This window comes from Martelella sp. (assembly GCF_984369615.1).
Genome location: NZ_CFHTCS010000026.1, coordinates 1 through 24049, shown reverse-complemented (window position 1 = coordinate 24049; position 24049 = coordinate 1). Strand labels below are relative to the sequence as shown.

24 protein-coding genes are annotated in these 24049 nt (G+C 63.5%); 7 read left to right on the top strand and 17 right to left on the bottom strand.

Annotation, left to right across the window (positions count from 1 at the left end; all coding sequences use genetic code 11):
* The coding region (locus AC5DC2_RS04210) for an acyl-CoA dehydrogenase family protein (RefSeq protein WP_491697583.1) at window positions 1-723 on the bottom strand (723 nt) is incomplete at its 3' end.
* Between the two features lies 1 nt (window position 724).
* Window positions 725-1888, bottom strand: a complete 1164-nt coding sequence (locus tag AC5DC2_RS04205; protein WP_491697582.1) for an amidase — start codon at window positions 1886-1888, stop codon at window positions 725-727.
* Between the two features lie 491 nt (window positions 1889-2379).
* Between AC5DC2_RS04205 and AC5DC2_RS04200 the strand changes: the two genes are divergently transcribed.
* The gene (locus AC5DC2_RS04200) at window positions 2380-2946 is read left to right on the top strand and encodes a nuclear transport factor 2 family protein (RefSeq protein WP_491697581.1); all 567 of its coding nucleotides are present in this window, start codon (window positions 2380-2382) and stop codon (window positions 2944-2946) included.
* Between the two features lie 44 nt (window positions 2947-2990).
* Here AC5DC2_RS04200 and AC5DC2_RS04195 read toward each other — a convergent pair whose 3' ends face one another.
* The 11 genes from AC5DC2_RS04195 to AC5DC2_RS04145 form a co-directional block, all read right to left on the bottom strand.
* Complete coding sequence (locus AC5DC2_RS04195) at window positions 2991-4112, bottom strand: class II histone deacetylase (protein ID WP_491697580.1); 1122 nt, start codon at window positions 4110-4112, stop codon at window positions 2991-2993.
* A 5-nt stretch (window positions 4113-4117) separates the two neighbouring features.
* Window positions 4118-5089, bottom strand: coding sequence for a branched-chain amino acid ABC transporter permease (locus AC5DC2_RS04190; protein WP_491697579.1), 972 nt, complete (start codon window positions 5087-5089; stop codon window positions 4118-4120).
* 3 nt (window positions 5090-5092) lie between these two features.
* Window positions 5093-5965, bottom strand: coding sequence for a branched-chain amino acid ABC transporter permease (locus AC5DC2_RS04185; protein ID WP_491697578.1), 873 nt, complete (start codon window positions 5963-5965; stop codon window positions 5093-5095).
* Window positions 5962-6666, bottom strand: coding sequence for an ABC transporter ATP-binding protein (locus AC5DC2_RS04180; RefSeq protein ID WP_081725808.1), 705 nt, complete (start codon window positions 6664-6666; stop codon window positions 5962-5964). The genes AC5DC2_RS04185 and AC5DC2_RS04180 overlap by 4 nt, the downstream gene beginning before the upstream one ends.
* Entirely contained in the window at window positions 6666-7421 is a 756-nt protein-coding gene (locus AC5DC2_RS04175) for an ABC transporter ATP-binding protein (RefSeq protein ID WP_036237469.1), read from the bottom strand. Before AC5DC2_RS04175 ends, AC5DC2_RS04180 begins: the two co-directional genes overlap by 1 nt.
* Window positions 7422-7426: 5 nt before the next feature.
* On the bottom strand, window positions 7427-8710 hold the full coding sequence (locus AC5DC2_RS04170; protein WP_024708730.1) for an ABC transporter substrate-binding protein: 1284 nt from the start codon (window positions 8708-8710) through the stop codon (window positions 7427-7429).
* Between the two features lie 21 nt (window positions 8711-8731).
* Entirely contained in the window at window positions 8732-9082 is a 351-nt protein-coding gene (locus tag AC5DC2_RS04165) for a GMC oxidoreductase (protein WP_491697577.1), read from the bottom strand.
* 3 nt (window positions 9083-9085) lie between these two features.
* Entirely contained in the window at window positions 9086-10297 is a 1212-nt protein-coding gene (locus tag AC5DC2_RS04160) for a GMC family oxidoreductase (protein WP_491697576.1), read from the bottom strand.
* 163 nt (window positions 10298-10460) lie between these two features.
* Window positions 10461-11969: an aldehyde dehydrogenase family protein gene (locus tag AC5DC2_RS04155; protein ID WP_491697575.1), complete on the bottom strand. Its 1509-nt coding sequence runs from the start codon at window positions 11967-11969 to the stop codon at window positions 10461-10463.
* Between the two features lie 106 nt (window positions 11970-12075).
* Window positions 12076-12927, bottom strand: coding sequence for an intradiol ring-cleavage dioxygenase (locus AC5DC2_RS04150; protein ID WP_491697574.1), 852 nt, complete (start codon window positions 12925-12927; stop codon window positions 12076-12078).
* A gap of 213 nt (window positions 12928-13140) precedes the next feature.
* Window positions 13141-13491 (bottom strand): Dabb family protein, encoded by a 351-nt coding sequence (locus tag AC5DC2_RS04145; protein ID WP_491697573.1) that lies wholly within the window; start codon window positions 13489-13491, stop codon window positions 13141-13143.
* 206 nt (window positions 13492-13697) lie between these two features.
* On the opposite strand from AC5DC2_RS04145, the gene AC5DC2_RS04140 reads away from it, so the two are divergent.
* Together AC5DC2_RS04140 and AC5DC2_RS04135 are read left to right on the top strand one after the other, a co-directional pair.
* Entirely contained in the window at window positions 13698-14633 is a 936-nt protein-coding gene (locus AC5DC2_RS04140) for a LysR family transcriptional regulator (protein WP_491697572.1), read from the top strand.
* A 71-nt stretch (window positions 14634-14704) separates the two neighbouring features.
* Window positions 14705-15088 (top strand): VOC family protein, encoded by a 384-nt coding sequence (locus AC5DC2_RS04135; RefSeq protein ID WP_036237579.1) that lies wholly within the window; start codon window positions 14705-14707, stop codon window positions 15086-15088.
* Between the two features lie 17 nt (window positions 15089-15105).
* Here the strand turns inward: AC5DC2_RS04135 and AC5DC2_RS04130 are convergent, their stop codons facing one another.
* The 4 genes from AC5DC2_RS04130 to AC5DC2_RS04115 form a co-directional block, all read right to left on the bottom strand.
* On the bottom strand, window positions 15106-16401 hold the full coding sequence (locus tag AC5DC2_RS04130; protein WP_491697571.1) for an NAD(P)/FAD-dependent oxidoreductase: 1296 nt from the start codon (window positions 16399-16401) through the stop codon (window positions 15106-15108).
* A 61-nt stretch (window positions 16402-16462) separates the two neighbouring features.
* Window positions 16463-16885 carry a Rid family hydrolase gene (locus tag AC5DC2_RS04125; protein WP_491697570.1) on the bottom strand — a complete coding sequence of 141 codons (423 nt, stop codon included), beginning with the start codon at window positions 16883-16885 and terminating at the stop codon, window positions 16463-16465.
* Window positions 16886-16957: 72 nt separating this feature from the next.
* Window positions 16958-18097, bottom strand: a complete 1140-nt coding sequence (locus AC5DC2_RS04120) for an ornithine cyclodeaminase family protein (RefSeq protein WP_024708833.1) — start codon at window positions 18095-18097, stop codon at window positions 16958-16960.
* Window positions 18098-18212: 115 nt separating this feature from the next.
* Window positions 18213-19658, bottom strand: coding sequence for an APC family permease (locus AC5DC2_RS04115; RefSeq protein ID WP_491697569.1), 1446 nt, complete (start codon window positions 19656-19658; stop codon window positions 18213-18215).
* A gap of 116 nt (window positions 19659-19774) precedes the next feature.
* Between AC5DC2_RS04115 and AC5DC2_RS04110 the strand changes: the two genes are divergently transcribed.
* From AC5DC2_RS04110 to AC5DC2_RS04095, 4 genes are all read left to right on the top strand, one after another.
* On the top strand, window positions 19775-20845 hold the full coding sequence (locus AC5DC2_RS04110; RefSeq protein ID WP_491697568.1) for an AraC family transcriptional regulator: 1071 nt from the start codon (window positions 19775-19777) through the stop codon (window positions 20843-20845).
* 203 nt (window positions 20846-21048) lie between these two features.
* Entirely contained in the window at window positions 21049-22092 is a 1044-nt protein-coding gene (locus AC5DC2_RS04105) for a TRAP transporter substrate-binding protein (protein ID WP_491697567.1), read from the top strand.
* Window positions 22093-22207: 115 nt separating this feature from the next.
* Window positions 22208-22741 carry a TRAP transporter small permease subunit gene (locus AC5DC2_RS04100; protein ID WP_491697566.1) on the top strand — a complete coding sequence of 178 codons (534 nt, stop codon included), beginning with the start codon at window positions 22208-22210 and terminating at the stop codon, window positions 22739-22741.
* A 2-nt stretch (window positions 22742-22743) separates the two neighbouring features.
* A partial coding sequence (locus tag AC5DC2_RS04095) for a TRAP transporter large permease (RefSeq protein WP_491697565.1) occupies window positions 22744-24049 on the top strand: 1306 nt, incomplete at its 3' end.

Genomic DNA, 24049 nt, shown 5'->3' with positions numbered 1-24049 from the left:
TCCCCTGGATTCCGAAGACGGCATCCGGGCATGGACCTCCAGAACCTGGGCGGCAAGCGCCATCGCCGGATAGCGGAAGATCGGGTCGTCCATCTGCGGCGTACTGCCGCGTATGAAGGTCCAGTCTTCCGGCACGATCACCTTGTCGGCGATGATGTCGTGGCTGCCGGTGGCCCGAAGGCCGACCGCGTCCCAGGTTTCCTCGACGACGACCTTGTCGCGCGGCATGACGGCGGAGCGCGGCAGCGGGCTGCTTTCGCCTTCGACCTTGATGCCGCCGCCGGCGAGCGACGCCCCCATAATGCCCGAACCCCATGGCCAGCGCCCGCTGACTTCAAAACCCTCCGGGGTCCTGCGGGCCTCATGCGGCGGGAACATCGCGCCGGCAAAGACGGTGTCGGGATCGGCGCCGTAGATCTTCGCATAGGTCTCCGGCGGCAACGCCGCCAGATAGGTCGCCGAAACGCCAAAGCTCGCAACCCAGCCCGCGGAGGCATCGGCGCTGGAAATCTCCTCGATCAGGCGACAGAAAGCCTGCGGAGACAGGTTGTCGCCGCCGAAACGCTCGGGAACGAAGGCCCGGTAGACACCGATGTCCTTGAACTTCGAGACTATGTCCATCGGGATATGCCGCAGGGCCTGGAATTCGTCGCTTCGGGCCCGCAACTCGGTTTTAAGCGACTCGAGCGCCGCGTTGGACGGCATGGGTGTCAGAGAGTTCATCTCAATAGTCCTTCACCTGAAAAATCGGATGGGCTTCGCAAAGCCTGCGGGCGATGGCGCAAAGACGCGCATCCTCGCCCCGGCGCGCGATGATCTGCACGCCGGACGGCAGCCCGGCCGACGTTGGCGCCGGCAGAACGATCGCCGGATGGCCTGAAAGATTGAACGGTCGCAGGAACCGGGTCAGCGGCAGCACCTTGTTGGGATCATGCGCCTCGCTCAGAAGCGGGGACGGGCTCGGCAGCGCCGGCGTCACGATCGCGTCGACTGTCTCAAGCGCCGCGTCGACCTCGGCCGTGAACGTGCGGCGCACCGCTTTGGCCGCTTCGAGCTGCGCATCGCTAACCGCCCGCGCGCCCTCCAGCCTGGCCTTGATATCGTCTCCGAAGGGCGCGCCGGCATCCAATAGCGCAAGATTTGCGGCAAGCGTCTCCCGGGCGATGATCGTCATTGCCGCCTTGAACGCGTCATCCATGCCGGAAAGCGTGACCGTGCCGGCCGTGGCATCGGCAATGGCGTCAAGCGCCTCGCCCATTTCCGGTGCAATGCCGACCTCGAGATTGAGCTTTCCGAGACGCGGCGCATGATCCAGGGCAACGGGCGCGAAACCCGGCGCAATCGCTGTCATCGCGCGCTCGATCATTGTCATGTCGCGGGCGAACGGGCCGATACAGTCCAGCGAGCTTTCGGCAGGCAAAGCGCCAGTGCGGTCGATGCTACCGAAGGTCGGCTTCAGGCCGATGACGCCGCAGCATATCGCCGGCTGGCGCACCGAGCCGCCGGTATCGGTTCCGATGGCGAAATCGACAGCGCCGGCTGCGACCGCCACGGCCGACCCCGACGACGAGCCGCCGGGAATGCGATCGCGCCAGCGCGGATTGACCGGCGTGCCCTCAAAAGCGTTCACGCCGGTCATGCCATAGGCGATCTCATGCATGCGCGCCTTGCCGACGATCCGGCATCCGGCGGAAAGCAAGCGCTCGATCACAGCGGCGTGCTGCGCGGCAGGCGCAAAGTCCGCATAAGCGGCAGACCCGCAGCGCGTGACCATGCCCGCAATGTCGATGCAGTCCTTCACCGCAACGGTCGGGCCATCGCCGGCGCCGAGCGAAAATGTCGAGACAAAGGCCGTATCCCCGGCCTTGGGGTCTGAGAGCGTCGTCATGTTGCTTTTAGCGGGAATTTATCCCGTCCCCTTTTACGTGAAAATTACCGTAAATTGCGACGCTGTCAATCCTGAATCCGAAACAAAATTCTATTTTTTTATTTATTTTCAGATACTTAAAACAGATGCGGCGGCTGCGCAAGCAATGCGGAGCCGCTGAAAATCCTATTCGGTGATGGACTGGTCGGACATTGCCGTCAGAGCATCTGTTGCGGATATCCTTCTAACATGGATTGTGCATGCGCAGTGTTGCCGGGCCTGCAAAACTGTTTTTCGTCAATCCGGAATTGCCTGCAATCAAGAGCTTGGGCACGTCGTGCGGACAAAGATAAATTTACGTGAATATTACCGCTTGACCATGGTGCGACAGGCTTTACGCTTTCGAGCGCCCGGCAATCCGGGCCACGCGCCGGCGTTCCAAGCATCGCAGCGCTTCGCACCGAACAAAATGACGAAAGCTGCTTCTGACGGCTTTCCAACGGGGATTTCTTATGACGCACGAAACTGATATCGCGGCGCTGACGCGCCGGATCGAAATTCTGGAAGCCGAGGCCGATATCCGCCGCATCCAGGCGCGCTACATGTTCCTTTGCGATACGCCCATGCCGGAATATGGCGTTACGGACGACAAGGAACGGATCGACCTGATCATGCAACTCTATACAGAGGACGCGGTCTGGGAAGGCGTTGGCGAATATTACGACAACCAGTTCGGCAAGGCCGATGGCGCTGAAGCGATCCGCAAGCATTTCGAGGGTTTCTGGGGGCAGAAGCAGGACCCGGCGCTGATCCTCAACTGTCATTACCTGACCTCCGAGCAGATCCACGTCCACGAAGGCGGCAAGACCGCCGATGGCCAGTGGGTGCATATGCAGCCCTGGCTGTTTTCGGACGGCAAGGCGCTGCTGCGTTCGTCGCGCCTCAACAATGCCTTCCGCAAGGAGCCCGATGGCGTGTGGAAGATCACCCGCACCCGCACGGAAAACGTCTTCGTCGCGCCGCTGCCGGCGACATGGGCATCCGACTATCCGTCGAAATCCGTGCTGCTGAAGCCCTGACAGGAAAGAGCGCGCGGCGGCAAACCCCGCCGCGCCTCAATTTCTCAGTCCCGCCAGCTGTGATGCCGTTTCAGCGCGGCGATATGGGCGGCATTGAAATCCGCTCCTGGCTGCTGGGCCGCCACGATCCCCATGAACGGGTCGTCGACCGGATCGCTCACGCCGGCAAGCCCTGCCATCACCGCATGGGCGCAGAACGGAACATAGGCATCCGAATAGCCGCCTTCCTGAACAACGGCCAGCCGACCCTCGCACACCGCATCCGCCAGTTTCGAAACCGCCTCGGTCATCGCCTTGTAACTGCCGGCGTGAAGCAGCATGCGCGCCAGCGGATCGACGGCATTGGCGTCGAGCCCATTGACGACGACGATCATGTCGGGCGCAAAGTCCGCGACCGCAGGCAGCACGATATGCTCGAGCGCGGCCATGTAAACCACATGACCGCTGCCTGGCCAGAGCGGGACGTTGAGGTTGAAGCCCTCGCCGGCCCCTGTCCCGCGCGATTCCGCCCCTCCGGACCGACCGGGCGGGAAGCAGCTTTCCTGGTGGATCGAGACCGTCAGCACCGAGGGGTCGTCATAAAAACACGCCTCGGTTCCGTTGCCGTGGTGGACGTCCCAGTCGATCACCGCGATCCGTTTGCGCCCCTTCGCCTGCGCCGCCCGGACGGCGACCGCCACATTGGCGAGCAGGCAGAACCCCATCGGCGTGTCGGGCAGGCAATGATGGCCGGATGGCCGGGTGATCGCATAGGCGCGGCGGCGCCCGCCGCCTGCAACGTCGGTGACGGCGGCAAGCGCCTGCCCGGCGGACAGAAGCGCGATCTCGTAACTGCCTCCGGCAAACGGCGCCGTCGGGTGCAGCGCCCCGCCGCCGGCATCGCTGGCCGCCTTCAGCCGGTCGAGATAGGAGGCCGGATGGATCGCCAGAAGCGCCTCGCGCGGGGCTGCGGGCGCGACCTTGCGATCATAGGCATTAAACAGGCCCGATACGCTTGCCAGCGAGACCGTCCGGCTTTTCGGCTCGGGGGAATCGGCGTGGCCGCCGGAGGCAGGCGGCTGCACCCAGCCGCCGACCGGCACGACCAGCGCCGATTGACCGGCTGAAAACCACAATGTCTGCTCGTGGAAATAAAACGCGGATCGCGTTGCCGTCGCTGCCGACATGCTGGCTACTCCTTTGCTTTCAAACGCTCCGGCATGGTCCGCCGGATGGGAAACAGTCCGCCGCCCGGCCAGCGATCCGCGATCAGCCCCCAGACGCCGCGCGGCGCAAACAGCATCATGACAATGGCGACGATGCCGAAGATCAGCATCGACCAGCCCTCCAGATCCGACAGCTCCTCGCGCAGAACAAGGAAAATCAGCGTGCCGATGATCGGCCCCTCGATCGTGCCGATGCCGCCGATGACCACGATGAAGATCACATAGGCCGCCCAGTTGATCGAGAACGCGGCATCCGGCCGGACATTGACCTGCATGATGTAGATCAGCGCGCCGGCGGCCCCGGCGGCAGCCGCCGCGAACAGGTAGACGGTGCGCTTCGTGCGCTTCGTCTTCACGCCCACGCTCTCAGCGCCGCTCTCGCTGTCGCGGAGCGCCATCAGACCGAGACCTGTGCCCGAGCGCAGCAGCCAGATGGCGCCGAAGAGGGTCAGGCCCGCCAACCCGAGCGCCACGTAATAGGTGATATCCTCGCGCAGATGACGGTCGAACTGCATCAGGCCGCGCACCGCCCTGCCCCGTCCGCCGCCGAGCCAGTCGATGCTGGCGTTCGCCAGAAGCCGGAAGACCTCCGCCACCACCCATGTGGCGACGGCGAAATAGGCGCCCCTGAGCCTGAACAGCACCCAGCTTGCCGGCAGCGCGGCTGCCACGGCAACAAGGGCCGCCAGCGGAATGGTGAGGAACGGATTGACGCCCAGATCCTCGGAGAAGACCACCAGCGCATAAGCGCCGATGCCGACAAACGCCTGCTGGCCGATCGATACCAGTCCGGCATAGCCCGCCATCACGTTCCAGGCGATCGCCAGCGTCAGAAAATACAGGAACTCGACCACCGAGCGCTGCATGAACGCCGTGCCCCAGAGCGGCAGGGACAGAAGTGCGATGCCGGCCGCGGCAAGCAGAAGATTTCTCACCATGGCTCAGTTCCTGTCGATTGTTGCCGGGAAAAGCCCCGAAGGGCGGACCATGAGAACGGCCAGCGTGGCGACATGGCCGGCAAGCTGGAACCATGTCGGGTTGATTGCCCCGCCGATGGTTTGCGCCAGACCGAGGATGATGCCGCCGGCCAGCACCCCGTAGAGCGAGCCCATGCCGCCGATGATGATCACCTCGAAGGCGAAGATCAGCCGGATCGGGCCATCGAAAGCCGAGAAGTTCGAGCGCATCCCTGTGAGGATGCCGGTGACCGCGATGATGGCGCAGGCAAGCCCCATGGCCAGCGCATAGATATGTTTCGGATCAATGCCCATCAGCGCGGCGATCTGGGTGTCATCGGAAGTTGCCCGGAAGGCGCGGCCGATCAGCGTCCGCGTGAACAGCAGATGGAGGCCGCCCAGGAGCAGGAGCACGACGGCGAAGGTGACCACCGGCAGAAGGCCGATCGTCAGCCCGGGCATGAGGGTGATGCCGGCGGTTTCGATAGCGCCCTGGCGGAGCACGGCGCGATCGGCGGAAAAGGTGATCAACAGGCCGTTCTGGATGACGAAGGCGAGACCGAAGGTGATGATCACCGCCGGCATCATCCCGTCCTTCAGCCGCCGGTTGAGCACCACGGACTGCAGCGCATAGCCGAGCGCGAACATGAACGGCACAAGCAGGAGGCTCGATGCGATCGGCGACAGGCCGATATAATCGGCAATCGCCAGCGCCAGGAACGACGCCAGCACCACGAGATCGCCATGGGCGAGATTGACGGTGCGCATGATGCCGAAGGTCAGCGACAGGCCGAGACCCAGAAGCGCGTAGAAGCCGCCGAGCAGCACCCCGTTGACGAGCGTCGATATCAGGATCATGTCGCGACTCCGAAATAGGCATCCATCAGTTTGCGGCGATCGATATCGCCGCTTTGGCCCGCGAGGCTGACCCGGCCCTCGAGCAGGCAGCAGAAACGACCGGCGACCGAAAGGCCGCGATTGACGTCCTGTTCGACGATCAGGATGGCCATGCCCTCCGCCGCGATCGCCGGGAGCGAACGGTAGATCTGGTTGACCACGATCGGCGCGAGGCCGAGCGAAATCTCGTCGAGCAGCAGCAGATCGGGATTGGCCATCAACGCCCGGCCGATCGCCACCATCTGCTGTTCGCCGCCGGAAAGGTCGAGCCCGCGATTGCCGCGCCGCTTTTTGAGTTCGGGAAACAGTTCGTAGACCCGCGCCAGATTCCACGGGCCCTTGCGCCGGCAATAGCCGCCGATCATCAGATTGTCCTCAACGGTGAGGCTGCGGAACAGCCGACGCCCTTCCGGCGCCATCGCAACGCCGCGTCCCGTCATCTGCTGCGCCGGAACCCCGCAAACATTCTCGCCGCGAAGCAGGATTTCGCCCGCGCTTATGGGCAGAAGGCCCGACACCACCTGCATCAGCGTGCTCTTGCCCGCGCCGTTGGCGCCGACGATCGCCAGCGTCTCTCCCGCATCCACCGACAGCGAAATGTCGCGCAGCGCCTGGAACTGGCCGTAATGGGCGGCAATGCCCTCGATTTCCAGCAAGGCCATCAGATCACTGCCTCGATCGGCGGGGCCTCTCCGAAATAGGCCTGCTTGAACGCGTCCGAGGTCAACACCGCTTGCGGCGCGCCCTCCACGAACTTGCGGCCGAAATCGAGCGCGATCAGCCGGCTGACGACGGAAATGAGGGCATGGACGATATGTTCGATCCAGATGATGGCGACGCCCGACGCATTGATCTCGCGGATCAGGGCGACCAGGTCATGCACCTCGAAATCGGAAAGCCCGCCGGCGATTTCGTCGAGCAGCAGAACCTCCGGCCCGCAGGCAAGCGCCCGGCTGAGCTCCAGCCGCTTGCGGCCCATCAGCGACAGAGCGCCCGCAGGCTGCGCTTCCCGGTCGAGAAGCCCAGTGCGCCGCAAGGCCTCGAAGGCGACATCCTCGGCGTGATGACCATGGTGGCCGCCGCCGTGAAGCGCCGCCGTCAGCACGTTTTCCCAGACAGACAGGTCCTCGAAGGGCTGCGGCACCTGGCTGGTGCGCACCAGTCCGGTCCGGCAACGCGCGGCCTGCGGCAGCGCCGCGATATCGCGGCCCCGCCACAACACCCGGCCCTCATTGGCGCGCAAATCGCCGGTGAGAAGCTTTAGAAGCGTCGTCTTGCCGGCCCCGTTCGGTCCCAGCACGCCGAGCGCCTCGCCCGGCGCAAGCGCGAGCGAGACATCCGCGACCACCGTGACCGCGCCGAAGCGTTTGGTCAGGCCCCGCGCCTCGAGGATGGGACTATTTTCCTTAATCTCCATGCCCCTCACCAGACCTTCGGCTTCAGCGTGCCGTCGATCATGATTTCGGGGTGAGGGGCGTTGTAGGTGGTTACCAGATCATAACCGCCCTTTCCGTCCGCCTGCCACTGGCCGCCGGCGAGCGGGGTCTTGGCGACATTCGGCGCGACGGCGAAATCGCCCCAATGGATATGGCCGACACAAGTATCCAGATTGGTCGCATTCATCGCCTCGACGATGGCCTCCGGCGCCATCGCACTTGTGCGGCGGAGTATGTCGATCCCGACTTCGAACAGGGCATGGACATAGCCGGTGCCCTGCAGCCAGGCATTCCCGGTCGCCTCGGTGTAACCCGCGGCAAGCTCGGCCGCCGTCTGGCCCGTCAGCGACGAGGAAAAGGGATATTGCGGGCCCCAGTAGACCTCGCCGGAAAGCCCGTCGCCGAGCCCGTCGGGGAAGCTGGCAATGCCCTTCGGCGTCAGCGCCGCTTTGGCGACGGTCACGAATTTCGGGTTGAAGCCCATCTGCTTGGCCTGGGCCATGAAGGTCGCAAGGTCCGGCGGCAGCATGACCCCGGTGACGATGTCGACGCCGGCGGACTTGAAGGCGTTGATCTCGGCGGAGAAATCATCCTTCAGATTGGTGTAGCGGCCCGGATCGGTAAGCGCGAAACCCGCTTCGGCCAGCGCCGGCGGGAAGCCGAGCTTGCCATCGGCAAAGGCGATGCCATCCGGATCATTCGGCCACAGCGCGCCGATCACCCCGTTATTGTCGAGGCTGTTCCAGAGGCCGAAATAGATCTCCATCAGATCTTCCGCGCCCCAGAAGAAATGGTTGGTATAGGTGAATGTCTTTTCGCCGGGCACGCCGCCGCGGCCGAAATACCAGGATTGCCAGGGCGTGGCGCTGGAAACGCAGGGCACGCCGTTCAGTTCGCACTGGTCGGCCACCGGGTTGGTAGTGTCGGGCGTGGAGCCGACAAGCATGATATCGACCCCGTCCTGATAGATCAGATCAGCCGCCAGTTCGCCGGCCCGGTTGGGATCGGACTGTGTGTCCTTGTCGATGATTTCGATATTGTAGGCGCCGGTGGCAGTCTCAAGCGTACCGCCGAGCAGTGCGCGAACCTGGTCGATGACATAGCCGTCGCTTTCGGATATCCCGCTGAGCGCACCGGAACGCGGCGAGACATAGCCGATCCTGATGGTGTCGGCGGCGGCGGCACGTCCGGTCCGAAACACCGCGGGCGCGGCGAGCGCGGCGGCGGAATATTGCAACAGGCGACGGCGGCTGAGGCTGGCTTTGGTCATGACACATTCCCCTTTTCTGGCTCAGTGACGAGCGGCTTTGATGAGATCCGCGGCTTTTTCGCCGATCATGATGGCCGGCGCATTGGTGTTGCCGGACGGGACCGCCGGCATGACCGAGGCATCGGCAACGCGCAGGCCTTCAACGCCATAGACCCGCAAATGCGGATCGACGACCGAATGCGCCGCAACGCCCATGGCGCAGGTGCCGACCTGGTGGTGGTAGCTGCCAACCGCCGAGCGGGCGTAGTCGGCAAGGCTTTCATCGTCATCGCGCATCGGTCCGGGATAGACCTCGCCCCTAACCCAGTCTTTCATCGCCGGCTGGGCGACGATCTCGCGAATCTGGCGCATCGAAGTCACGAGCGTCTTCACGTCCTAATCGGTGGCAAGCAGGTTGGGATCGAGATGCAGCGGATCGTCGATGTCGGGGCCGGTCAGCTTCATTTCGCCGCGCGAGGTCGGCCGTATCCCGGCCGCGTGCAGCGTGAACGCATTCATCGGCCCTTCCTGTCCCGGCGCATAGGCGGGCACGGAGAAAAACAGCGGCTGGATATCCGGAACCGCCATTTCGGGATGCGATTTCAGGAACATGTGAACCTGCATCGGCGGCAGCGCCGGGTCGGTCGGGAACGGGTAATCCTCCCGCGATTCATAGATCATCGGAAGCAATGTGTGATCGTGCAGGTTCTGGCCGACGCCTTGAAGGTCGACGACCGTCTCGATATCGAATGCGTCGAGATGGGCGCGCGGTCCGATGCCCGACAGCATCAGGATGCGCGGGCTTTCCATCGTGCCGGCGGAGAGGATCGCCTCACGGCGCACGCCGACTTCGACGCTCTCGCCGCCGACCCGGCACCTCACGCCGGTGACCCTGCCGTTTTCGACCAGCACCTTCTCCACGCGCGTGGCCGGCGCAACCGTCAGGTTCTCCCGGTCGCGGACCGGATTGATGAAGGCGGCCGCCGTCGAGGCACGCTCGCCCTTCAGCGTGTTGAACTGGATGCGGCTGATGCCATCGAGCGACGCGCCGTTATAATCGCGATTGTGCGGAATGCCGGCCTCGCCGGCGGCGGCGATCAGGGCGTCCATCACCGGATGCGCGGCATAGTCTGTCGTGACATGCAACGGTCCGCCGACGCCATGCCAGGGATCGGCGCCGCGATCGAAATCCTCCGACTTGCGAAAATAGGGCAGAACGCTTTTCCAGTCCCAGCCATGGCAGCCAGCAAGCGCCCAGGCGTCATAGTCCATGGCGTGGCCGCGCACATAGATCATGCCGTTCATGGCCGAGGAGCCGCCCATGACCTTTCCGCGCGGCCAGTAGATCTTCCTGTCATGACAGTGTTTCTGCGGAACGGTCGAATAGCCCCAGTCATAGTCCGAGAACCAGATCTCGATCGTGCGCAGCGGGGTCGACACCATGCCGGGCGTGTCGCCATGCCCGCCCTCGATCAGCAACACGCTGACGTCTTCGTCCTCGCTCAGGCGGGCGGCAAGCGCGCAGCCGGCTGAGCCCGCGCCGCACACCACATAGTCGAACTCCCGTCCGCCAATCGAAACAGGCTCGAAAGCAGCGATTTTCGTCATTTTCAACGTTCCCCATCATGATTGCCCCGCCGTAAACTGACCCGTCGAAACGCATGCCCGGGCGGCTAAAACGGCCCGTCGCGGGAAAGGGTCGGCGGACGCCGCAGCGTCGACCACCCGAGAAAAGGCAGGAGGGGCGGCCCTTGTGGCCGCCCGTGTCGGACTATCTGTAGGCCACGCAGACCGACTTGGTTTCGAGATAGTTTTCGAGCGCGCCGCGCCCGTGTTCGCGGCCGATGCCCGATTGCTTGATACCGCCGAAGGGCATGTTCTGATCGGGAATGTTGTGGCTGTTGACCCACACCGTGCCGGCCTCGATCTTCGGCACATAGCGCATGACCTTGTTGAGATCGTTGGTCCACAGCGACGCGCCAAGACCATAGCGGCTGTCATTGGCCATTGCGATCGCCTCGTCCGGCTCGCCGAACGGCGTCATCGTGATCACCGGTCCGAAGACCTCGTCCTGCATCAGCGCCATGTCCTGACGGACGTCGGTGAACAGTTCCGGCGCGACGAAAAAGCCTTCCGCCGGCGCCTCGGCGCCGATAACGGGTTTTGCGCCATCTTCCAGACCCCGGGCGATGCAGGCCTTCACATGGGCCTGATGGCGGGCTGAGACGACCGGATTGATCTGGTTGCGCGGATCGAGGCCCGAACCGATGGCGAGGCTGCGCGTCACGTTGGCGATCACCTCCAGCGCCTTTTCGTAAATGCCCTTCTGCGCATAGATGCGCACGCCCGCGCAGCAGGTCTGGCCCGTGTTGAAGAAGCTTCCGATGCCGGCGGCAGCCCCCAGGAGATCGAGATCCATATCGTCGAACATGATCATCGGCGCCTTGCCGCCGAGTTCCAGCGTCACTCGTTTCATGTCCTTCATGGCCTGGATGCCGATCAGCTTGCCGGTCTCGGTCGAGCCGGTAAAGCCGATCTTGGCGACGCCGGGATGGGCGACCAGCGCCGCGCCGGCGGTCTCGCCCATTCCGGTCACGACATTGACGACGCCCTCGGGAAACCCGGCTTCGAGACAGAGTTCGGCAAGCCTGATGGCGGTGAGCGGGGTTTCCTCGGCGGGCTTCAGAACAACCGTGCAGCCGGCGGCAAGCGCGGGCGCGATCTTCCAGCTCGCCATGTTGAGGGGAAAGTTCCATGGCGTGATCGCGGCCACGACGCCCACCGGCTCCTTGCGGGTATAGGCCTGATAGCGCATGCCCGGCGGGATCGCGATCGACACGTCGAGCGTCGATCCCTCGATCTTGGTCGCCCAGCCGGCCATGTAGCGGAAATATTCCGCGGAGGACTGCACCTCGACCAGACGCGACAGCATGATCGACTTGCCCTGGTTCAGCGTTTCGAGCTGCGCGAGTTCCTCGCCGTTTTCCTCGATCAGGTCCGCAAGTTTCAGCAGAAGACCCTGCCGCTGGATGGGCAGCATTTTCGACCACGGGCCTTCGAGCGCGGCCTCTGCCGCCTTGACCGCCCGATCGACATCGCCATCGCCGCAGGCCGGAACCGCGGCCAGAACGCCGCCTGTCGCGGGATTGTAGACGGGATAGGTTTCGCCGCTTTCGGCGGGTTCGGATCTGCCGGCGATCACGGCCTTCGGCGCCGTCAGGAAATCCGTGACAATAGCCGATACGTCCTCGACGATCGTGTCGGGTTGCTCAATCTTCATCTGTTCGCCCTCATCGCTATCTTGCGATTTTTTGTGACTATTCACGTGAATTTGGTATTTATCAAGCGCCAAATTGCTTTCCGACACCTCGCGCCGGATTATATCTTCAGCCCTTGTTTTGCTTTTGACGGCAGAGCACGAAGTCAAAGTCGGCCTGCCAGGCCTCGTTTGCGCGGTCAACTTTCTCGAACGGAATGATCAGCGACTTTTTCACGCCGAAGACAGCGTCGGAGGTGAGATACCGATCGCCCTCGACGAAGATATGAGTGATCACCCTGCTAAAACCGTCCGCGGTAACCATGAAGTGGGTGTGCGCCGGCCGCCAGGGGTGGCGGCCGAGCGTCGCCAGCATCTTGCCAACAGGTCCGTCATCCGGGATGGGATAGGCAACCGGCTTGATGCCCCGAAACGCGTATCTGCCATCCGGGCCCGTCCGGAAGATGCCGCGATTGTTGAAAGGCGGCTGGATGTCGGGCTGCTGCACATCGTAGAAACCCTCGTCATTGTCGGACCACACGCTGATCAGCGCATTGTCGATCGGATTGCCTTCGAGATCGACCACGCGCCCTTGAAACAGACAGATTTCGCCCTTGCCGTCGAGACAGATATTGTCGCCCATCTGCCGCTCCGGCGCGCCCTCGACATGGAATGGTCCGAAGACCGTGGTCTCCGTTGCTCCGTCGGGCGCGCGATGGTTGACGGCATCGACCAGCATGGAGACGCCGAGTACGTCCGACAGCAGAATGAACTCCTGCCTTGTGTCGCTGCAGATCTGGCCGGTCTTGGTCAGGAAATCGATCGCGACCTCCCATTCCGCCTCGGTGAGCTCTACCTCCTTGACGAAGGCGTGAAGGTGATGGATCAGCGCATCCATGATCTGGCGCAGGCGCGGCGAGACGTTCTCGCCCATCCGCGCACTGACGGCCTCTTCAGAATTTTCCTCGGTAAAATAGCTCATGTCGATATCCTCCATTCGACAAGCGGTCTTTCTCCGGCGTGGGTGCAGGCAGCAAGAGCCGCAATCGCGTCGCCCGCCAACGGGCGCGGGTTCCGGTTGAAATTGGCGCGCGCGCTGTCTGCAGCCATGTTCACGCCCCCCTCGTGCAGTCGCGCCGTTGCGCCGCATCCGAAAACCACGCGGGCCGGCTGACTTGCATTGACAAACGCACGATTACTCATGGCCCGCGCTCCCCGCATCGAGGATGTAATCCACCTGATGGCGGGCAACCCTGAGGCCTTCCAGCCGCTCACGTGCGGCAAGGTGGGCAGGATGCGCTGCATAGGCCCGCAAGGCCGCCTCGTTTTCGAATTCGCTGACCAGAACCATGTCGCAGGCATAGGAAATGCCGCTGTGATCGACGCCGATCTCAAGCCGCAGCATGCCGGGGATCTGTCCCCGCAGCGCCTCGAATTCCGCCCGCACGCGGCTGATCGCGCGCGCTCTTTCGCCGGACGTATCGCCGGCCACGTTCCACATCACGATATGGCGGACGGGATTTGACCGGTCATTTTCATTCGACATGGCAGTCTCCGGCGGGGCGGCCCCGCATGCGTTCTCACCCGCAAGTCTGGCACCGTCTTGTTGCATGATAAATCACGTAATTTGGAAAACATCATTGCAGATCGAGCAAAAAAGCCCGCGACCTCGGCAGGAATGACTTGATCAAACGCATTTTTACGTGAATATTACCGTTATAAAAATGGGAACAGAAAAGCTGGTGGACTGTCTTGGATCGTTTTGCCGAACTGGAAATCTTCACCCGCATCGCCGAAGAAGCCAATCTGACGCGCGCCGCCGAAGAGCTCGGCCTATCGGTGTCCGGCGTGAGCAGATGTCTGACGGGCCTTGAAAAACGGCTCGGGGTCCGGCTGGTGCAAAGAACGACGCGCCATCTATGCCTGACGTTGGAGGGCGAGCGGTTTGCCCGCAGCGCGCGCGACATTCTTGCGGACCTTCAGGACGCCGAAACCAGCGTGAGCGTCGTCGCTGCCGAGCCGCGGGGAACCTTGCGCATTGGCTCGTCGCTGTCCTTCGCCCTGTTGCACCTGATGCCGATCGTCCGCGACTTCAAGGCCCGCCACCCCCATGTCAGCGTCGATCTGCAGGCCTCCAACCGGTATTGCGACATCATCGAAAACGGATTGGATGTTGCGATCAGAACCCGAAGTTCAGAAGCTGACAGCAGCGTAACGATCCGCAAGCTCGCCGAAGTTCCCCGCATTCTGGTGGCCTCGCCGGATTACATCGGACAGCATGGCGCGCCTGACACGCCGGAGGCGCTGCAAAATCACGCCCTGTTGCTCTACACGCTCTCCGATGACTGGGACCACCTGACGTTCACCCGTGGCGAGGTGACGCGTCGCCTGCCGGCAAAGGCCGAGATCGCCTCCAATGACGGCCAGTTGCTGCGACAGGCAGCCCTTGCCGGCATGGGCATCCTGGTCCAGCCGGCCTATGTCGTCCACGACGACCTTGCCGCCGGCCGGCTCTTGCCCGTGCTCGGCGACTGGCGCCTGCCGACGCTGACGATGAACGTCGTGTTCCCGTCGCGCGCGCATCTTCCGGCCAGAACCCGGCTGTTCATCGACGCGATAGTCCGATATTTCCGCGACCACGATCTGGAACGGAACTGGCTCGAGCAAGCTCTAGCCACCACGCACTGAACCGGGCTTTCGAGTCCGGCATACCCTCAATGCCCGCAGCCGGGCGCTTTCATGACTGAAAGGACTGAACCATGCCGGCCACCGAGGCCTATGTCGAACATGTCGCCATCCCTGTCCGCGATATCGCCCAGCATGTCGCATTTTTCGAAGAGGTGCTCGGCATGACCATCACCAAGGCGGACGGCGATCCGGCATCGCCGTCCCAGGTCTGGCTGCTGGGCGGCCTGCAACTGATCTCCGATCCGGCCTTTTCAGGCCCGGAAGGCCGCATGGCCCATCTCGGCATCGTCTGCGCCGATGTGCCGTCAGCAATCGCGGCGGCCCGCGCGAGGGGCGCGCGGCCGACCGAAAAAGGCGAGAACTGGCTCGCGCTGCCTGATGGACTGGTGCTGGAATTCCTGCCCGAGACAAAGGATGCGGTCAGGCAGGCAAGAAGCCTCGATCCTCGTGCCTGATCGTCAGACGGGCGCGCTCAGGAGAAACGCTCCAGCCGATAGGGCGCGGGATCGACGATCGGCGGCGCGCCCGTCACCAGATCGGCGGCAAGCGCGCCCGCCGCCGGTCCCGTGCCGAAGCCGTGGCCGGAAAAGCCGGTTGCCAGCGTCAGGCCGGGCAGTTTCGGCGCGGCGCCCATGACCGGCAGCGAATCCGGCGTGATATCCATCATCCCGGCCCAGACCTCGGCAATGACGGCGTTGGAAAAAGCAGGCCACGCGGCCGTGATGTTGCGCATCGCCTCGGCATTGATGGCGGCATCGGCATCCGGGTCCATGGTCCTGACATGCTCAAACGGCGATGGCCCCTTCGCGCCCCAGCGGCGCGGCAGGCGGAAGTCGTTGACGAAGTCCCGGCCGAGCCTGATGCGCAACAGCCCCCGCTGCCCGCGCAGCATCGGCAGATAGCGAAGGCCGATCAGCAGATGATCGAGCATCAAGGGCGCGCCGAGCGCACCGCGCTGGGTGATGGTATAGCCGCCGTCATGGCGCTTGCGGAACGAGAAATCCGGTCCGCCGACGGCGATTTCCGTCGGCCCGTCCATCGGTTCCGTGCGGATCACGGACGAGATCAGCGGCAGTGTCGGCAGCGAAATGCCGAGATTGCCGAGAAACTTCCGCGACCACAGTCCGCCCGCGAGCAGCGCTTCCTCGCAGCGGATTTCCCCGCGTTCGGTGACGACGCCGGAGACCCGACCGCCAGCGGTCGCAAGCGTGCGCACCGCGCAGTTCTCAACGATCACCGCGCCCTTTGCGATCGCCGCATTGGCGATGGCCGAGGGGGCTAGCGTCGGTTCCGCGCGCCCGTCAGACGGAGTGTATATCCCGCCCGCCCAGTCGCCCTTGCCGCCCGGCACCAGATCGCCGATCGCGCGATTGCTCAACAGCCTCGAATCGAGCGGCAGTTGCTCGACGGTTTTCAGCCATTGCCGGTGCATGTCCATCTCCGCCTCGGTGCGGGCGAGATACATGATGCCGGTCTGGCGATAGCCGACATCGACGCCGATGCGCTCCGGCATTTCTGCCCAGAGCCGGTCCGCCGCAAGCGACATCGGCACGTCCGGGGCCGCGCGTCCCATCTTGCGCACCCAGCCGAGATTGCGCGACGACTGTTCCGCGCCGACGCGCCCCTTTTCCAGCACCACGACGGGAACGCCGCGTTCGGCCAGCGTCAGCGCGGCGCTCAAGCCCACAATCCCCGCGCCGATGATCGCGACAGAGGTTTTGGCGGGAAATGTCTCGGCTGTGTTCACCGGCGGCAATGCGGGAGCCATGGCTGTCACCTGAGCGGGATTGATGGACAATTATGATGCGCGGCGACCGCGCATCGTCGGATCAGAGCGAAACCTGCTTGCGCTCGGTTTCGGCCGCGCCCGCGCCGCGATAGGCCGTCACCTCGATCTCGACCTTGTAGACGGTCGAACCGAGCGGCGGGCACGTGACTGTGCTGGCGGGATCGACGCCACGAAATTTCTCGCCGACAATGGTCATGACCGTCTCCGTGTCGGCCGGGTTCTGGATGAAGACCCGGGAGGCGACGACATCCTCAAGCCCGGAACCGGCGGCCGCCAGCGCCGCGCCGATATTGGCGAAGACCTGTTCGGTCTGCGCCCTGACATCCTCGGGTATCACCTTGGTCTCGGGATTGCGGCCGGCGGTGTTGGACACGAAGATCCAGTTGTCGACGGCCACCAGCCGCGAATAGCTGCCATGCTCCTCGAATTTCGAGCCGGTCTTGATTTTCAGAACTTTGGTCATGTTTCTTCCCGTCATTGGGTCAGAGGGCTTCTGTCGTGGCGGGCGGCAATGGGCCCGCCCGCCATCCGGCGCTCAGCGCAGAACCGGAACGTCCCAGAGGTTGAGCTTGACGCCGATGCCCTTTTCGATGGCGTTGCGGTAGATGACGGTGCCCCAGGCGACGTCCTCGACGGGCATGCCGCCGACGGACATGATGATGATCTCGTCATCATCTTTCCGGCCCGGCGCATCGCCGGCGACGATCTTGCCGATGTCCTCGAGGTCCTCCTTCGCCATCCGGCCTTCGGCGATCATATCCATGAACTTGACGCCGATGATCGGGACATGGACATGCGCAGGCTTGGGAAGTTCATGGAACCAGGCTTCGTAAAGCCCGGTATTGTCGACCACCTTGCGGATATCGGCCTTTTCCATGCCTTCATCCATGTTGCAGAGCGCCGGCATCGCCAGAAACGTGCCGGGCCGCACCCATTCGCGCCGGACCATGGGATAGGTTGAGGGATCGCCGACCGCGCCCGAATTGCAGAAGGTGACGATGTCGCTGTCGCGCACCACCGCCTCGATGCTGTCGACCACCTCGACGGTGGTGATCTGCGGATAGGTTTCGCGGACCCAGGACAGGAAGGAATTGAGGCTCTTCTGTCCGCGTCCCTTGACCTTGACGGTATCGATCGACGGGCAGGCCGCCATGAAGGCCGAAAGCGAGGTCTTGCCCATGACGCCGGGGCCCATAATGCCGACGACCTTCGAATCCTTGCGCGCCAGATGGCGGGCGCCGACGCCGGGAACCGCACCCGTGCGATAGGCCGACAACAGGTTCGCCGACATATGGGCGAGCGGCGCGCCGGTATCCGTGTCGTTCAAGGTGAACATCAGGATCGAGCGCGGCAGGCCCTTTTCGCGGTTGGCGATATTGGAGCCGTACCATTTCACGCCCGTGGTGCCGAAACGCCCGCCGAGATAGGCCGGCATCGCCATGAACCTTCGGTCGGCCGTCGGCTTCGGCATGGTCGGAAACGGCGAATGCTCGGGAAAGGAGATGGCGGCGCCATGGGAATCGCTGTTGGGCCCGGCCATGCGATAGTCGCCATGGTAGAGAAGCGCGAACATTTCTTCCATCGTGTCGACGCAGGCGGGCATGTCGGTGACGCCGGCGGCCAGCATGTCCTGTTCCGACAGGTAGAGGAAATCGATCCGTGTATCTTCGGTCATTTGGGCACTCTCGATAGGTTGTGACGAAGGGTTCGCGGCAGCCGGACCGCCGCGTGAAATGATGGTCGTTGGGCAATCGCCCGGTCCCTGAAGGCGGACCGGACCGATCGCGGAGCTATTCCTCGAAAACCTTGCCGAGCGCCTCATAGCGCGCGGGATCGGACTTGCGGATGCCGAGCGCGAAGAGGACGCCGCCAATGCCGGTCAGCACGACGAGATAGGGGAAGGATTTGACGACGATGTTGGATGTGCCGGCCAGAAGCTCCAGATTGGACGTCACCAAAACCAGCGCGCCGATCAGCCCGACGAGTGCGAGCACGGGCGCCACCGCGGTGCGCCAGAGCCCGTGGCCGAGCCTGTTCTTGCGGAAGAACATGATGATCGCGACGCTGACCAGGACCTGAACGCCGAGAATGCCGAGCACCGCCAGCGCCGACATGTAGGAAAACACCACGGCGAACGGATCCTGCCCGGTGATCGCGAAGGCCGCGAGAATGATCGCGGCGATCGCCGATTGCAGGATCCCGGCCACATAGGGCGAACCGTGAATGTGATGCACCTTGCCAAGCACGCTGTGCGCCAGCCCCTCGCGGCCGAGCGCGAAGAAATAGCGGTTCAGCGTGTTGTGGAACGAGAGGACGCAGGCAAACAGGCTGGTGATCAGCAGAATGTTCATGGTGAGCGCCGACCAGCCGCCCAGCACATTCGCCGCAGCGTCGAAATAGAAGGTGTCGAGCGCGCCGGCCGCTGCCTCCTGAACGTTGGACGGTCCGTAATACTGGGTGATCGCCCAGGTGGAGAAGGCATAGAAGATCGCGATCAGCAGGACCGAGATATAGGTCGCGCGCGGAATGGTCCTTTCCGGATGCTCCGCTTCCTCGCCGAAGATCGCCGTCGCCTCGAAGCCGATAAACGAGCCCACCACGAACACCAGCGTGACGCCGAGCGCGGGTGTGAACACCGTGGCGGGGGCGAAGGAGGAAAAGCTCAAGCCTTCCGGTCCGCCACCCTCGGCCAGAATGCCGACATCAAGCAGCAGCAGGATGATGATCTCCGCCAGCATGCAGACGCCGAGGATCGCGCCGGAAAAGGCGATGTTGCGCTGGCCGGAGAAATGCACGATCACCAGGAAGGCAAGCGACCAGACCCACCAGGGCAGGTCGAGGCCGAGACCGGCGACGGCGCCCTCTGTGAACAGCCCCAGCAGCCCGTAAACCGCGATCTGCACCGCGCTGTAGGTCAAAAGCGCCATGAACGCGCCGCCGACGCCCGCCGGCTTGCCGATGCCGTGGGTGATATAGGTATAAAAGGCCCCCGCCCCGCCGATATGACGGCTCATGGCGGTAAAGCCCATCGAGAAAAGGAGATAGAGCAGGCCTGCGAGAACGAAAGCGCCGGGCACCCCGGCGCCGTTTCCAAAGGCGAAGGCCGGCGGCGTGGCGCCGACGACCGCAGTCAGCGGCGCGGCGGCCGCAACGACGAAGAAGACGATGTGGGCAATGCCCACGGAATTTCTGGCCAGGCGCCCTTCAGGCGTCGGCTCGCTGGATGCGACAGACATATGAACCCCTTTTGGTTTTGATTATTGTTAATGAGAATAGGAGGAGGTTCGCTGAGGCATATTGCAATTTGTGCCGCTAACTTGATAATTTGCGCCAAACAACGCTGCATTGCACCATGAACACCGCCAAGACCAGTATCGCGACGACGCGATCCGTCACCTATATCAGGGTGTCGGCCTTTACGCCGTTGATGGACACGCTGCTGAAGTCGCATGTGTTCCTGCCGCCGCTTCTGGCGCGCCACAGTATCTCGATGCGCGAGCTGAAAGACCCCTACGCCCTGATCCCGCTTCACCGTTATGTCGCCTTTCTCGAGGACGCCGCGGAGGCGGCGGGCGATCCGGCCTTCGCGGCAAGGCTCGGCGCCCATTTCAAGCCCGCCGATATGGGGCCGATGGGCATATTGTTCTCGCTCGCGCCGACGATCCGGATCGCATTCGAACGCATTTCGAAATATGTGAACGCCCTGCAGAGCGCGACGAATTCGGGGCTGGCGGAAGATGACGGAGCGATCGTATGGCACTACCGGATTTCGGACCGGACGATCTGGCCGAGGCGGCAGGATGCGGAGTATTCGCTCGCCGCGTCCTGCCAACTCGTGCGCAGTTGCTTCAGCACCGGCCTGAACCCGCTGGAAGTGCATTTCGAGCACGAAAGCCCCGAGGATACGGGCCCTCTGGCCCGACTGTTCCGCGCGCCGATCTTTTTCGGCCAGGCCAACAATCGCCTCGTCTATTCCGTGGAAGACGCCGACCGGGTCTATCGCAGCGAGGACACGCAGCTCACCATGATCCTCGAACACCATCTCAATGATCTGATCGGCGAGGTCGAGGCGCAGGAGGCGTTTTCCGACAAGGTGCGCCTGCTGATCCAGCTCTATATGGGACGACGGCCCGTCACCACGCGCTTCCTGGCCGAGGAGCTCGGCATTTCCGTGCGCAGTCTGCAACGCCAGCTCGGCGCGGAAGGCCTGTCCGTCCGCCAGCTCATGCGCGAACACCGCGCGGAGCTGGCTACCGGCCTGCTTGAACAGTCCGGCACAAGCGTTTCCGATGTCGCCCAGGCGCTCGGCTATGCCGACAGCGCGGTCTTTTCCCGCGCCTTCAAGCAATGGACGGGCGCGCCGCCGCGCATGTCCGCACGCGCATCGAATTCCCCTTCAAGACAGCCCGGCCCGGACGACTGATCGTCGTCCCGCAGCCCCCGATCCTTGACGTCTGCGGAAAAGTGTTTTGCGGGTGCGGCACTTACTGGCCGGTGTTCCAGATGCAAACCTCGCTTCCGGTTCGTTCTGCCTGGCAAAGCCGCCCTCGTCGCGGCGTCGACCGTGTCGCCGGCCGCAGGCTTCGATGGCGCGGACGACCTCAAGAATTTGAAAAAGGGGACAAAATGTCATCAGCAGCAAAAGCCATTGCGCTCGCGGGCGCACTTGTCGGCATAACCACTGTCTGCGGAGCGGCTGCGGCCGACACCGTCAGGCTCGACATCCAGAGCGCGTGGCCGCTGACAATGCCGGCCAGCGGCACCAATGCCGAATTCCTCGGCGAACAGCTCAACGCCGCATCCGGCGGCACCTCCAGGGTCAAGGTCTATTCCGCCGGCAAGCTTGTGCCGCCGCTTCAGATTTTCGACGCCGTCCAGCAGGGCACGCTCGATGCGGGCTATACCTCGCCGCTTTATGTGGCCGGCCGCTTCCCCGCCGTGCAGCTTTTCGGCGGCGTGCCCTTCGGGCCGGACGCCATCACCTATACCGGCTGGCTCTATGACGGCGGCGGCCGGGAAATCTGGAGCGATATCTACGAAAAGCAGGGCGTCGTCACCATCCCCTGTGGTCTGATGGATAGCGAATCCGGCGGCTGGTACAATTTCAGGATCGAAAGCATCGACGATTTCAAGGGCAAGAAGCTGCGCTTCGCCGGTCTCGCCGGCGAGGTTCTGGCCAAGCATGGCGCATCGGTCGTTCTCTTAAGCGGCGGCGACATCTACCCGAGCCTTGAGAAGGGCATCATCGACGGAACCGAGCTTTCCATGCCCGCGATCGACGAGACGCTCGGCCTTGAGGACGTGGCGAAATACTATTACCTGCCCGGCTGGCACCAGCCGGCAGCGATGAACGAGCTGATCATCAACAAGCGCAAATGGGATGAAATGGACGACAGCGCCCATGCGCTGATCGAAGACATGTGCCTTGCCACCAATATGCGATCGATCATTTCGACGGTGGTGAGCAATGCCGAGGCAGTTTCGAAATTCGAGGAAAAGGGCACGGAGATCATGACTTTCCCGCCCGCCGTTCTGGACGTTCTGGAGGCCACGACCGCCGACGTCATGGCGGAACAGGCGGAAAGCGACCCGGATTTCAAGCGGGTCTGGGATTCGCTTCAGGCCTATCGCGATCAGGCGGCCCCCTGGGCCGACCGCCGGTCGAACTGAGCGGTGCTGCCGGAAATCGGCGTTTAGGCCGATCTCCGGCGCAGTTTTCTCAGAGGCTATGCAAGAGATGGGCGGCGACATCGGGCGCGGCCCCTTCCTTTCCGGGGATAACCGCATGACGCGCATGCTCGACCGTATCGACCGGCTGGTGGAGGCCGTTGGCAAGCTCGGCGCGCTTGCCCTGCCGTTGCTGGCGATCACAATTCTCGTTAACGTCATGCTCAGATACGCCTTCGACATCGGCATGATCGAGCTTGAGGAACTGCAATGGCATTTCAACGCCATCGCGGTGATGGCGGCGCTTGCCTGGGCCTATCAGACCGACGACCATGTTCGCGTGGACGCCATCTATGCCGGCCTTTCCGAGAAGCGACGCGCGCTCGTCGAGATATGCGGCGTGGTGTTTCTGCTTTTGCCCTTTGCCGGTCTCGTCGCCTGGAATGCCTGGGCAATCTTCTCCTATTCCTGGCAATTGCGTGAAGGTTCGCCCATGCCCTCCGGCCTGCCGGCCCGCTACATCATCAAGGGCTTCATGCTGCTCGGCTTCGTGCTGCTTTTCCTTCAGGGCATTTCCATTGCGCTGCGCGCCCTACTCGTCCTTGCGGGCCGTGCACACGTGCCCAGCGATCATCACTACAAGGGCGAATAGCCATGGCATTCGACGTTTTCTTCGTCTTCGCGCTTTTCTCCGTATTCACCGTGCTGTTGTTTTCGGGCTACCCCGTCGCCTTCGTGCTGGGCGGCGTCGGCGTGCTGTTTGCGCTGCTGGGCTCGTTCCTCGAACCGTTCAGCATCGATGCCGACATGGCGTCGGCGCGCATGATCGGCTTTGTCGCCAACCGGGTGTTCGACACGATCTCCAGCTATTCGCTGATACCGATCTCGATGTTCATCCTGATGGGGCTGATGCTGGAGCATTCCGGCATCGCCGAGCGGTTGCTCAGAACACTCCACCGCGTCATGGGGCCGACGCCGGGCGGGCTTGCCATCGCCGTGGTGCTGATCGGCGTGGTGCTCGCCGCTTCCACCGGCATTATCGGCGCATCCGTCGTGCTGCTCGCCACCATCGCGATCCCGCCAATGTTCGCCTCCGGCTACAACAAGCGGCTGAGCCTCGGGGTCGTCAGCGCCACCGGCTGCCTCGGCATCCTGATCCCGCCCTCGATCATGCTCGTGGTGATGGGCGACCAGCTGCAGATCCCCGTCGGCGATCTGTTTCGCGGGGCGATGCTGCCGGGCGTGCTCCTCGCCGCCGCCTATATCGTCTACATCGTGATCGTTGCGACAATCCGGCCGGGCAGCGCGCCTGCGGTTATCGAAACGGAAAAGACCAACCTCCTGCCCTTGCTGAAGGAACTCGCGGCGGCTCTGATCGCGCCGCTGCTGCTGGTGCTGATGGTGCTCGGCTCGATCGTGTTCGGCGTTGCAACACCAACGGAAGCCTCCGGCCTTGGCGCTGCGGGCGCGACACTGCTCGCGCTTTCGCAACGCCGGCTGAGCTGGGCGGATTTTCTCAAGGTCTGCCAGAAGAGCGCGCTCTCGACGGCCTTCCTGTTTGCCCTGATTTTCGGCGCCTCGTGCTTTTCGGTGGTGCTGAGGGGCTATGGCGGCGACGAGGTGATTGCCGAAATCCTGCAGAGCGTGCCGCTGCCGATGGCCGGCAAGCTCGCCCTGATCATTGCCATCCTGTTCATGCTGGGCTTCTTCCTCGACTGGATGGAGATCATCCTGATCATCGCGCCGCTGGTTCTGCCGGTGCTGATCGACCTCGGCTATAATCCGGTCTGGGTCGCAATCCTGATGGCGATCTGCCTGCAGACCTCGTTCCTGACGCCGCCGGTCGGCATGGCGCTGTTCTACCTCAAGAACGCGGTGAAGGACGTCCGGGTCCGCGACATCTACATGGGCGTGATCCCCTTCGTCGCGATCCAGCTCGCAACGCTCCTTCTCGTCGCGC